We start from the raw sequence: 11,896 nt of genomic DNA on the forward strand, positions 1-11,896 counted from the left end.
AGAATCGGTGCGGTCAGGACTGGGATGCGTTCCATAGCATAGTTAGGCCTGCGACCAGCATGATGCCATCCATGACCAGGCGGAACATGTCCGGCTTCATGTGCAGCACGAAGCGTTTGGCGACGAAGGCGCCGGCCATCAGCGAGCCGCCGGCGATCAGGCCCTTGAGCAGGATGTCCGGCGTCAGCGCGCCGAAGCGCTGGAATGTGATGGACTTCGAGACGTAGAGCCCGAGCGAGCTCGCGGCCTCCGTGGCCAGGAAGGCGCCCTTCGTGAGCCCGTAGAACAGGAACAGCGGCACGCTGAGCGGTCCGGTCGAGACCACGAGGCCGGTCAGAAATCCGATCACCGCACCGCCGAGCGCGAGATGCCAGAGACCCGCTTTGAGCTGATAGCGCGCCAGGACGTGGCGCAGCGGCACCATCGCGATCAGGAACAGCCCGATCGTGATGTCGACGGCATGCGACGGCAGCACGAGCAGCGTGCGCGCGCCGAGTGCCGCCGCCGGAATGCCCGTGATCGAATAGGCGGCGCAGGCACGCCAGTCGACCTCGCGCCACCACGCCAGGATGCGGGAGAGGTTGGCCATCACGGCGGCCACCGCCATGATCGGCACCGCTTCCTTCGGCCCGTATTCGTAAACGAGCACCGGCATCAGCATGATCGAGGAGCCGGTGCCGACGATGCCGGACAGCGTGCCGGCGACGAGGCCGACGGTGAGCACGAAGAGAAAGCCCAAGATTGTCGCTCCGCGGCGCCCGCGCTGTCTCGGCCGTCATTGCGAGCGCAGCGGCGCAGCGAAGCAATCCAGACTGTCTCTGCGGAGGGATGCTGGATTGCTTCGCTGCGCTCGCAATGACGAGGAGACAGCCGCGCCGTGTGGTTAACCGATGGTTCGACGGGAATCGAAATCGCCGATGATTGTGCGTCTGCATCTTTAAAAGTTGAAGCGTATTCGTCGCATGTCCGCTGATGTTTTCGGGCGATGACGACGAGCGGAGAGCCGATGTCCTTGCAAATGCAGCCGTCCATGACGGCGACGTCCAATGCCGAGCTTCCCTGGTTCGCAGCTGCGATGCTGGCGATCGAAGCCGGCGAGGTGATCCGGCTGCGGCTGGAGAAATTCGCGCGCGGCGAAGCCGATGCGGGCGAGGAGGCGGAGCTGATGGTCGTTGAAAAGATCGCCGCAGCTCTGGAGGCGACGGCGAAACTGATGGCCGGCGCGAGCCCGGCGGCGATCGTCGATCTCTATCGAGACTATGTCGCGGCCAACGCCGAGCGGCTGTCCGTGTAGGCACGCGCAGTCCGGCTACCTTGGGGGCCTGTTGCTGCGGCAGGCGGATGTCGAGTCACCCAGCGCGGACAAGCTTGTCAAAACGCCGGTGACTGGGCCGCCTCACGCCTTCACGTGCGGTGTTGCCATCGAAGTGAAGATCGGACACCCTCCCGAGAACGCGACGGCTGATCACCTCGTTTTCGCCGGACCAATCCAAGTGCGACTGCTCATACGCCTCATGCAACGCGTGCTCGTCGCCGGGTTGGGGATCTTCACGGTCTGGCTGATCGTGTTCGTGGTGTTCGAGACGGCGAACCGCAGGCTGCCCTGGATTCTCGCTGTCGGTGTCAGCTATGCATTCGCTGCCTATGTCGTTCTTCCGCGCGTGATCCGGTTGAGCCTCAAGATACTTCAGAATCGGCGGGTGCCCAGCTACACGATCACCGGCGATGGATTGCACGGGGACCCCGTCAATGTCGCCCTGATCGGAACGCTTCAACAGATTCGCGCGGGCTTTGCGGCGGTCGGTTGGTCTGAAGCGGACCGATTGGGGCTGGCAAGCTCGTGGGCCATGATCCGTGCCTTCGTCTTCAACACGTCGTACCCCACCGCTCCATTCAGCACCCTCTATCTATTCGGGCGCGGTCAGGATATCGGCTTTCAGCAAGCCATCGGCAATAGCCCGCGAAAGCGCCATCACGTCCGGTTCTGGGCGGTTGGCCTGGCACGCGCAGAGAAGACTTGGAACGCTGGCGATTTCTGGTCAAACACCGACCAGCCAGCGGCCGATGAATCCGTTCTCTGGGTCGGTGCCGGCACGAAGGACACTGGCCTGTCGTTCACCCGACTGACGTTCCAGATCACTCACGCCACCGATCCGGATGTCAACGCCGAGCGGGATTACATCATGGCCGAACTGATCAGGACGCGATCGATCGAGACCGTGGAGCTGTACAAAGCTGGTCAGAGCCTGCCAGAGCGCGTCAATCACTACGTGACGGATGGCGATATTGCGTTGGCGAGCGTGTTGATCGCCACGAATGACGACGGTGCATGATTTGCCGTCGTCGTCTGTCTAATGGACAGGCTGACGAGCCTGGTTCGATCTCGTTCGTTCCGTTCTGGGCCGGACCAGGAAAGCGGTGCCGAGCAGGACGAGCATCGCAACCAAGACGACAGTCAGAAACGCCTGATCGAAGGCGCGATGAGCGTGTGAGGTCACGATTGCAGCGAGCTCGGTCGGCAGCCGCTCAGCAGCGATCAGGGCCTCGTCGATGCTGTCGCGAGCGGCCGCGGGAATGCCGAGGCCGTCGGGCAGCACCATGAATGCGGTAAAAACTCCCGACAGGATGCTTCCGAAAATGCTGATGCCGATCGTGCCGCCGAGCTCGAACGAGACTTCCTCGATCGAGGCGGCCATGCCTTCGCGGCCTTCGGGCGCGTGATTCATCACGGCGTTGGAGGCGGCCGCAACGGATGCACCGAGCCCGAGACCGTTGACCGCGATGCAGATCAATTGCAACACCAGATTGCCGTTGTAGCATAGGAAGTAGCCGGCTGCGCCGATGCTGGCGATCGCCAGCGCGCCGGACATCACGGTGGCGGCTCCGACGCGACGGAGCGTCAGGCTCGCGATCGGCCCGCCGGCGAACGCGCCGACCGGCGCCGGCAGGATGTACAGTGCGGCCTGTAGTGGCGAATAGCCGAGGACGAGTTGCAAGCGCTGGCTGATCGCCAGCTCCGTGCCCGCGATGGCGAGCGAGGCCACGATCGCCGTCACGACGCTGAGCGTGAACTCGCCGTTCTGGAACAGGGTGAAGTCGATCAACGGATCCTTGAGGCCCAATTGACGGCGTACAAAGACGGTCAACATGATGGTCGTGGCGACGGCTGCGGCAGCTACGATGCCATAAGAAGAATGGGGACTGCCGAGCTCCTCGACGACATATGCGAATCCGATCAACCCGGCCATGATCTGTACTGAACCGATCAGGTCCCAGTTGCGGTCAGCGCGATCTGCTGGTGCCGGAATCAGCGCCAAGCCGGCAATCAGCGAGAGGATAACCAGCGGCACGTTGATGAGAAAGACCGAGCCCCACCAGAAATATTCCAACAGGACGCCGCCGACCAAGGGGCCGACCGCCGCTCCGCTGGATGCGACGGCTCCCCAGATGGCGATGGCGAGCGCCCGTTCGTGCTCATCGGAAAAGGTGATGCGAATGATCGACAGTGTCGCCGGCATCATCAGCGCGGCGCCGACCGCGAGCAGGACGCGTCCGCCAATCAGGACCGTGGCAGTCGGCGAATAGGCGGCGACGACCGAGGCCAGTCCGAACACGATGAGGCCGGCAACGAACGTCCTCTTGTGACCGACGCGATCGCCGAGCGAGCCGAAGCCGGGAAGGAGACCGGCAACGACAAGCCCATAGGCCATGACGATCCACAATTTCTCCGAGGCCGTCGCTCCGAGCTCATGGGTCAGGCTCGGCAACGCCGTGTAGAGCACCGTCATGTCGATCACGACCAGCGCAAGCGCGCTGGAGACGGTCAGGAGGATCAGCCAGCGATTGCGTTTCGACATCGGCGCGCTCGCCGGCGGAAACCTCAGGTCGGTCCGCGCATTCGTCGTCTCGTGCACGTTCATCACTCCCGTTCAGAGTCCATCGCGATGCGTGATCCGTCCGTTCATCATCGTCAGCTGAATATTGACCTTACCTATGTCGTATGGCCCGACATCGAACAGGTTCTTCTCGAGCACGATCAGATCGGCCAGCTTGCCTACCTTGATGGAGCCGATCTTGTCTTCCATGCGGAGCTGGTAGGCTCCGTTGATTGTGTAGCCGCGGATGAGTTCCGGCAGGCTCAGGCGTTCGGTCGCGGGCGGATGAACCAGGCCGTCCGGCTTGCCCGGCTCCTGACGCGTATGGCCGGCCTGCAACGCCTCGAGCGGCTTGACGACGACCTTGGAGCCGGTCGCCAGGGCATCCATTCCGAACGAAACCGTGACGCCTTGATCGATGAACGTCTTGAAGCTGTACATGCGGCTCCAGCGCTCGTCGCCATAGATCTCGCGGATGCGCCGCTGGCTCGTGTCCGGCACGCCCCACTGGATCTGGGTGTTCGCGATCACGCCGAGCTTTCTGAAGCGCGCAATGTCCGAAGGCGCGGTGATGAACGCGTGGCAGATGGTATGGCGGCGGTTGCCGGGTCCGTGCTTGCCAAACGCAGCTTCGTATCCATCCAGGCTCATGCGGACTGCCCCGTCGCCACAGGCGTGAAGGTGCGTGTCGATGCCCTCCGCATGCGCCTGGCGCAGGATGCGGTTCAATACGGGTGATGGCAACAAGGGGTCGCCGCGCGAATCCGGAGTTCCGGCGTAGGGATCGAGCAGATAGGCGGTGCGGCTCAGTTCGGTGCCGTCGACGATCAGCTTGAGCACCTCGGCCTTGACCAGCGGAGTACGATAGCGCTTCCGGTAGGCCCGAATGATCGGCATCGGATCGACATTGGGATCGTTGTGATAGAGGCTGCCGATCACGCGCTGCCGCAGCTTGCCGCGCTTCTCGAGGTCGACCAGCATGTCGAAGCCGTGATGCTGCTCGGTCGGCCAGGCGCTGAAGCCGGCATCGAAGAAGGTGGTGATGCCGGCGGCGGCGAGCTTGGGCTGCCATTCCTCGATCGCGGCGGCGGTCGACTTCAGGCCAAACGGTTCGATGCCATGCTTTTCGAGCGTCTTCAGAACCGCGAACAGCGCGGGCACTTCCGAAATGAAGCCGGTCGGCTCACCATTGGCATCCTTTTCGTACCAGGAGGAGCCGGGCACGACGTCGCGCGGGGTGTCCTTGGTGATGCCGGCCATCTCCAGCAGCTTGGAATTGACCCAGTAGCTGTGCAGATCGCAACTGACGAGCAGGACCGGCCGGTCCGGGAAGATCGCGTCCAGTGATTCCTTGCGTGGACCCGACGCGGGAAACGCGCCAACGATCCAGCCGAAGCCGAGAATGAACTTGTCGTCGGAATGCGCCTTGGCGTAATCGCGCAGGATCGCGTAGATGCGCTCGGGATCTTCCTCGTTGACCCAGGCGCCGCGGGCGAACGCCAGCGTGCAAAGATGCCAATGCGCCTCGACGAAGCCCGGCATCAGCATGCGCCCCTTGAGGTCGACGACCTCAGCCCCGCGTCTGGCAAACTTCATCGCCCCAGCATCGTCGCCGACATAGACGATCTTCTCTCCCTTGACGACGACTGCCTCGGCCCACGGCAGCGAGTCCTCCACCGTATAGACGCGTCCGCCGCGAAACACGGTCGTGCGGTTGGAGGCGGCCCCTGCCGGAGCCGCGGCGGCGGCTGCGAATGCTGCTGCCGCAGCCGTGGTCGCGACCATCTGGCGACGAGTCAGTCCGCCGCCGCCCGGCTTCGATGCCGAAAAGAGTGAACCGAGGGCTGAGCCACATGCAATGCACATTGTCCTGTTCCTAAAAGTCCGCGCTCGGCGCGAGCTGCATCATTGTCGACTCGAACGCTAAACTACGTCACTCCACACCCGCCAAGATTGACAGCGATCAAGTCAGTCTCGGGCATCGCGCGCGCACGCTCGAACTGAAGTCCCGGATTGTTGCCGATGAAGAAAATTCAAATCGAATTCTTTCAGACAGGATCGCTAGTCACGGCGACAGAGGCGCTCGATCCGAGCACGATCACTTCGGAAACAGGAAAGCCAGGCTGGCCCGAAACTGCCAATGCGATGCGAGGTCCGGCTTCAGCAGATTGTAGTAGACGCCGATCTCCGCATTGATCGGCTGCTTGTCGACCATGAACAGCTTGCCTACGCCGGCGCCGACGGGAACGACCCAGCGATCATTGCCCTTCGCGAGCCAGTTCGCCGTGATGATGGGAGTCGAGCTGATGTAGGACCCGTCGGAGAAATTGTAGGTGACGAAGTATTGCAGCATCATCTGGTTCACCGGCGCGCGGTCGCTCGGACCGGAAAACGACCAGATGTTGTTGGCGAGCACCCCGAGCACCCATGGACCCGGCATGGTCAGCGCCACGATGGTCGGGCCCGCGCTCCATTTTCCCGAACCGAGGGCGGGGTCGGTCGCCGACGGATAGGAAAAGGTCGGGCCGACACCCCAGATCAGAGCGCCCGAGTGCGACGGGGTGAGCGCGAAGATCTGGTTGATGTCGCCGACGCCGCCGATCCGGCCTTGCTCGGGGGAGAAGCGCACCTGCGCGATGCCGGGAATGGTCGTGCGTGTCACCAGATTCCAGTCGGCATTGAGCTGGAACGGGATGACCGGCTCGATCTTGAAGACGTCGGCCGTCTGCCTGTACGGACCCGTATTCGGCGCGGCGATATTCTCGAGGCCAACGCTGATCGTATCCGCGATCGGGTTCTGCGCCGCCTTGGCCAGATCTTCGAGAGACGGCGTCTTGGCCTGCTGTGCCGAGGCGCCGGCGCCAGGGCACAGCGCTGAGATCAGGATCAGCAAACCCAAACGTAAACGTCCAGGAATTCGCGGCGTCATTGCCCACCTCGTTCCGAAACGCCGCTCGTGCAGCGTCTGTCTCATATCTTCAGCGTCGGGTTGTCGGTCGCGACGAGGCCGGCGGCCTTGCCGACCTCCGGATGTGTTTGTGCCGCTTCTGCCGCGAGCAATCTCTTCACTTCAAGCGAAGGTCGGGAAGCGCCCGCCGGCGAACAGGGACGGCCGGAGTCGGGACCAGTTCGACGCGAACTGGAACGTGTCCAGATCGCTGTAGGTCTGGCCGATCACCTGCATGCCTGCGGGCATGCGGTTCTCGACCACGCCGAGCGGGACATCGAGGACCGGATAGCGGTTGAGCAGATTCCAGTGCCACGTCAGTGCCAAGCCCAGGCCGGTGCCCACCCACGGATCGACATTGTTCTCCTTGCTCTTGAACATGTCGGCGCCAACGAGAGGCGTCGCCATGGTCGGCATCAGCAGGACGCGGTAGCCCAAGCCGAATACGCGCTGCTGGACCTGTCGGTGCAGCCGTTGCAGCAGCTCCTCGGCTTCTTCGGCCTGCCGCGGTCCAACGGGGCCGACCTGGTCGAGCATGTCGGTCATGTAGGGCGAGAGCTGATCGCGATGGGCATTCGAGATCTCGATCGCAACGCCGATGGACGTCGACATCAGCCCACGTATGAAGACCATCTTGTGGGCCTTCGTGAAGCCGCAGTCGACCTCGTCCACAGTGCAGCCGGCGGCGCGCAACGCCGCGATGCCTTTCAGCATCGCCGCCTTCACGGACGGTATGAGATCGGCAATGCCGGCGCCCCAGTCCACGGCGATACGCCACCCGGAAAGGCGCGGATAATGGGTGGGATAGTCGAGAGGAGGCCGCATCGCGGCCATGATCCGCTCGGACGGGCCGACGATGGCGTTCTGGAAATGGACGAGGTCGTCGAAGCGCCGCGCCATCGGGCCCGAGGTCGAGTAGGGGATTTCACCACCCGCGACCCGTCCGAACGGCGGCCTGAAACCATAGAGACCGCATTGCGAGGCGGGAATCCGGATCGAGCCGCCCATGTCAGAACCCATGGCCAGCGTTGAGAATCCTGCCGCGAGCGCCGCACCCGATCCCGCCGACGACCCGCCAGGGGAGTACTCGAGATTCCAGGGATTGCGTGTCGTGCCCCAGGCACGCGTCGAGGCGCCGAGGAAGAGGTAGAATTCCGGCACCGTGGTTTGGAAGGGCATGACGGCGCCGGCCGCCTCGAGCGAGTCGGTCACGGCCGAGTTTTCCGTTGCGGGCGGCGAGTCCTTGTAGATGAGAGAGCCCTGCGTCGTTCGCCAACCCGGCCTGGAGAATTCGTCCTTGATGGCGACCGTGATTCCTTCGAGCGGCCTTGCGTCCCCGCGCCGATAACGATCTTCGGATTGTTTGGCCGCTTTCAGCGCCTCGTCGAAGTGGTCGTAGGTGATGCAATTGACCTTCGCGTTGTAGGCTTCGATCCGCTTGATCTGTGCCTTCAGGAGATCGACCGGCGACGCCTTGCGGGCCCGGAACATGGCGATGAGATGGTCGACTGAGGCGTAGCTGAGCGGATCGGCGGCCTCGGCCCGCGCAGCCGTGAGACCGAGCTCTGAGGCAGCGAGCGCCGCGCCCGCGCCTTTGATGAGCGTTCTTCTGTCAATCATATACGCCTCCGCATTTCCGGGAATCGGTCTGAGGATGTCGATGTGGTCCTGAAGGTGACGGTCCGAGAAGTCGCTGGATTCAGCTTCGCTGTTCGTGCCTGACCTCGCCGTTCATGACAGTCATCACCACCTTGGTGTTGTGGATCTCGTGCTGGGCGACCTCGAACAGGTTGTTCTCGAGCACGATCAGATCGGCGAGCTTGCCGACCTCGATCGAGCCGACCTTCTGGTCGAGCCCAAGCTGATAGGCCGGGCCCATGGTGGCGGCGCGGATCGCCTCTTCCAGGCTGATCCGCTCATCGAGCGGCACCAGAGCCGGCTGATCCGGCTTGTTCAGCTCCCGCCGCGTGGTCGCGATCTCGATCGCATCCAGCGGCTTGTAGGTGCTGTAGTAGCCGGCGGCCGGCCAATCGGTGCCGAGCGAGATGTTGGCGCCGTGGCGAAGGATCGAGCCGGTGCGATACACCTGTTCGGCACGCGCGCCGAGACGCGGCCGCATGACGCCATGCCAGTAGGCATCGCCCACCGACCACTGGGTGGAGAACTGCGCGGTGACACCGAGCTTGGCGAAGCGCGGCAGATCCTCAGGGGCAAGAATCACCACATGCGCCAACGTGTGCCGGCGATCGCGCGGCGGATTGACCTTGATCGCGGCTTCGAAGGCGTCCAGCGACAGGCGGTTGGCGCGATCGCCGTAGGAGTGGATGTGGATGTCGAGGCCATCCCTGTCGGCGCGGCGAATGATGTCCTTGAACTGGTCCGGCGGGACCAGCGTCTCGCCGCTCGTGCTCGGATCGTCGCTATAGGGGGCGAGCAGTGCGGCCGTGCGCTGGGCTTCGCCGCCGTCGATGTTGAGCTTGAGAACGGAGGCCTGCACCAGTTCGGAATGGAAGCGCCGCCGCAGCGCCTTGGCGATCGGCACGGGGTCAACGGCGGGATTGTTGTGGTAGGTCGATCCGACCACCCGAAACGGCAGTTTCCCTTTGCGCTCCAGGTCCTGATAGAGCTCGTAGCCGGTCTCCTCCGGCAGAACGAGCAGTCCGGCATCGAACACGCTGGTGATGCCGGCGGCCGATGCCTTCGGCAGCCACTGTTCGAGCGACTCCGCGATGTAGCTGGTCGTGAACGGCGAGACGGCGTTGAGAACCGGAAACATGGCGGGCGGTTCGACCAGATAGCCGGTCGGCTCTCCCGAGGCCGGATCCCGCTCGAAGTAGCTGTAGCCGGGCAGCGGGTCCTTGGTCGCCTTGGTCACCTTGGCGATCGCCAGCGTCTTGGAATTGACCCAGGCGGAATGGCCATCGATCCCGACGAGAAAGACGGATGTGTCGGGCCAGATCTGATCGAGATCCTCCTTGCGCGGCCCGGTCGGCGGAAAGGCGTTGTAGCGCCAGCCGAAGCCGCGGACGATGTCGGCCTTGCCCAGCTTGGTGCGATAGGCCCTGAGCGCCTCGAGCATCTCCTCCCTGGTGTCGTATTGAAGATCGACGCCCCGGGTGGCGACAGCGCCTGCAATCGGGTGGATGTGTCCTTCGACGAAACCGGGCAGCAGCATCCTGCCGGCGAGATCGATGACGCGCGTCCTGGGGCCGATGAAGGAGCGGACGCCGGCATCATCACCGACATAGACGATGTGCTTGTGCTTGACGGCGACCGCCCGTGCCCATTCCCGGCTGCCGTTCACCGTGTAGACCGGGCCGTTGCGAAATACGATGTCGGCCTTGCCGCCATTGGTTCGCGCCTCGGCGCTCGTCGGAGCCGACACCGACGCAACGCCGGCCGCAGCGAACGCGGCGCCTGCCTGCAGGAGGAGGCGCCGCGAGGGCTCGGCCTCATCGACTGACGCCAAATCAAGCTTCAGCAGGCCGCGAAATCTTGCCCAGTTGCACGCCATGCACATGCATTCACCCTCACACGCTCTGCGGGAGGCGCACTCTCTCTGATTCCGATGGCCGTATAAACTCGGGGGAACTACGTAAGACATTGCGTGCGAAACGTTCGCACGAGCTGTGTTTGTAACGTTTAGATTCGAATGAATATCATTTCGGGAAGAAGAACGAGACGTCGAACCGGAATTGCCAATTCGAAGCGAACGCGGGCCGCATCACATTGTAATAGACACCGGCTTGCGCATCGATTGCCTGGCCTCGGACCGCGAACAGCCGGCCGATGCCACCGCCGATCGGGACGGTCCATCGCTCCCGTCCATTGGCAATCCAGTTCGCGGTGATGGTGGGATTTGACGTGATATAGGAGCCGTTTGGGAAATTGTAGTAGATGAATGGCTCGAGCGTCAGCAGGCTGACACGGTCCCGATCGCCGGCTCCGGCAAATGACCACACATTGTGCGCCAAAGCGCCGATCACCCAATCGCCGGGCATGGTCAGCACCACAAGCGCCGGACCGGTACTCCATTTTCCAGAACCGAAACTCGGCGTGCTCGCCGTCGGATGGGAGAGCGCGAGGCCGGCCCCCCAGATCAACGGTCCTGCATGCGATGGCGTGATCGCAAATATCTGACTGACGTCGCCGATGCTGAAGCTGCGTCCCTGCTCAGGAGACAGTCGAGGCTGCACCTGCGTCGGGATGGTCGTTCGTGTCACCAGATTCCAGTCGGGACCGAGATGAAACGGTATGACCGGCTGGAGATCAGCGCCATGGGAGGCCTGCCGGTAGGGACCTGTTGGAAAACCGAGCGTGTTCTGGACGGAGAAGCTGGCGACCTCGGAGAGCGGATTCTCCCGTTGTCTTGCGATATCTTCGATCGATGGGGACGTCGCTTGCGCCATCGCCGTGATGGGCCAGGATGTCAGCGCAAGCCAACAAACCAGGCCGCAAGACCGAGCGGCTATGCACGCTATCGTCATCACGCACCTGTCTTGGCGTGTTGGGCTGCGCGCTCCATGCCCGACTTGCGAATGGGTCGCGAGCTCATCCGATTTGCAGAATTCAGTTGATGGCAACGAAATCGATGTAGCTTAATCGATGTAGCTCACAAGGACACGATTCGTGCGCCTCTGCGGGCAGGAACCTTGAGCTGGTTGCATCCGCGCAGCAACTGGTCGTTCTGTTTGCTTGGCAGTGTGTTCTCACGATCTTGCTGCTGAGCTGCGACGCTCCAGCGCAGCGGCAACGGCAGACCCACGGAGTGAAGAATGTTTACATTGGTACATGCAGGGACTTGGCTCGTCGTCGGCTTGATTGGCGGCGGCCTTGCCGGCATCCTGGTGAAACGCCGCCGAGCAGGTTTCGGGCTTCTGACCAACATCGGGTTGGGATGTGTCGGCGCCCTCATCGGTGGTGTCTTGTTCAACTTGTTTGGATTGTTTGCTGGCATGGGCACGATCGTCATTTCGCTGCGCGACATCGTTGCAGCGTTCGTCGGCTCGCTCGTCCTGTTGGCGGCCATCTGGTTGTGGGGCGTCGTCCGCGAACCGAGTCCGCGCTGACCAAG

The 11,896-nt window shown here is 63.1% G+C and carries 10 protein-coding genes; 3 read left to right on the forward strand and 7 right to left on the reverse strand.

Annotated features, from left to right (window positions below):
• Positions 1-13: 13 nt before the first annotated feature.
• Positions 14-739 carry a sulfite exporter TauE/SafE family protein gene (locus tag LQG66_RS02650; RefSeq protein ID WP_231323119.1) on the reverse strand — a complete coding sequence of 242 codons (726 nt, stop codon included), beginning with the start codon at positions 737-739 and terminating at the stop codon, positions 14-16.
• 267 nt (positions 740-1,006) lie between these two features.
• On the opposite strand from LQG66_RS02650, the gene LQG66_RS02655 reads away from it, so the two are divergent.
• Positions 1,007-1,294 carry a hypothetical protein gene (locus LQG66_RS02655; RefSeq protein WP_231323121.1) on the forward strand — a complete coding sequence of 96 codons (288 nt, stop codon included), beginning with the start codon at positions 1,007-1,009 and terminating at the stop codon, positions 1,292-1,294.
• Between the two features lie 31 nt (positions 1,295-1,325).
• Positions 1,326-2,333: an LssY C-terminal domain-containing protein gene (locus tag LQG66_RS02660; protein ID WP_345778932.1), complete on the forward strand. Its 1,008-nt coding sequence runs from the start codon at positions 1,326-1,328 to the stop codon at positions 2,331-2,333.
• An 18-nt stretch (positions 2,334-2,351) separates the two neighbouring features.
• On the opposite strand, the gene LQG66_RS02665 is transcribed toward LQG66_RS02660, so the two are convergent.
• From LQG66_RS02665 to LQG66_RS02690, 6 genes are all read right to left on the reverse strand, one after another.
• The gene (locus tag LQG66_RS02665; protein ID WP_231323123.1) at positions 2,352-3,857 is read right to left on the reverse strand and encodes an MFS transporter; all 1,506 of its coding nucleotides are present in this window, start codon (positions 3,855-3,857) and stop codon (positions 2,352-2,354) included.
• A gap of 72 nt (positions 3,858-3,929) precedes the next feature.
• The gene (locus LQG66_RS02670; protein WP_231323125.1) at positions 3,930-5,660 is read right to left on the reverse strand and encodes an amidohydrolase; all 1,731 of its coding nucleotides are present in this window, start codon (positions 5,658-5,660) and stop codon (positions 3,930-3,932) included.
• Between the two features lie 313 nt (positions 5,661-5,973).
• A complete protein-coding gene (locus LQG66_RS02675) occupies positions 5,974-6,774 on the reverse strand; it encodes a hypothetical protein (protein ID WP_231323127.1) in 801 nt (266 codons plus the stop codon).
• 171 nt (positions 6,775-6,945) lie between these two features.
• Positions 6,946-8,442, reverse strand: coding sequence for an amidase (locus LQG66_RS02680; RefSeq protein WP_231323129.1), 1,497 nt, complete (start codon positions 8,440-8,442; stop codon positions 6,946-6,948).
• 79 nt (positions 8,443-8,521) lie between these two features.
• The gene (locus tag LQG66_RS02685) at positions 8,522-10,291 is read right to left on the reverse strand and encodes an amidohydrolase (protein WP_231323131.1); all 1,770 of its coding nucleotides are present in this window, start codon (positions 10,289-10,291) and stop codon (positions 8,522-8,524) included.
• 190 nt (positions 10,292-10,481) lie between these two features.
• Positions 10,482-11,231: a hypothetical protein gene (locus LQG66_RS02690; protein ID WP_231323133.1), complete on the reverse strand. Its 750-nt coding sequence runs from the start codon at positions 11,229-11,231 to the stop codon at positions 10,482-10,484.
• Between the two features lie 408 nt (positions 11,232-11,639).
• Between LQG66_RS02690 and LQG66_RS02695 the strand changes: the two genes are divergently transcribed.
• Positions 11,640-11,891: a GlsB/YeaQ/YmgE family stress response membrane protein gene (locus LQG66_RS02695; protein ID WP_231323135.1), complete on the forward strand. Its 252-nt coding sequence runs from the start codon at positions 11,640-11,642 to the stop codon at positions 11,889-11,891.
• The last annotated feature ends 5 nt before the right edge of the window (positions 11,892-11,896 follow it).

The organism is Bradyrhizobium ontarionense (assembly GCF_021088345.1).
GTDB lineage: Bacteria > Pseudomonadota > Alphaproteobacteria > Rhizobiales > Xanthobacteraceae > Bradyrhizobium > Bradyrhizobium ontarionense.

Coding starts and splice junctions, on each gene's coding strand:
- LQG66_RS02655 (WP_231323121.1), top strand. CDS start 1,007: ATGTCCTTGCAAATGCAGCCGTCCATGACGGCGACGTCCAATGCCGAG.
- LQG66_RS02665 (WP_231323123.1), bottom strand. CDS start 3,857: ATGTCGAAACGCAATCGCTGGCTGATCCTCCTGACCGTCTCCAGCGCG.
- LQG66_RS02670 (WP_231323125.1), bottom strand. CDS start 5,660: ATGGTCGCGACCACGGCTGCGGCAGCAGCATTCGCAGCCGCCGCCGCG.
- LQG66_RS02680 (WP_231323129.1), bottom strand. CDS start 8,442: ATGATTGACAGAAGAACGCTCATCAAAGGCGCGGGCGCGGCGCTCGCT.
- LQG66_RS02690 (WP_231323133.1), bottom strand. CDS start 11,231: ATGGCGCAAGCGACGTCCCCATCGATCGAAGATATCGCAAGACAACGG.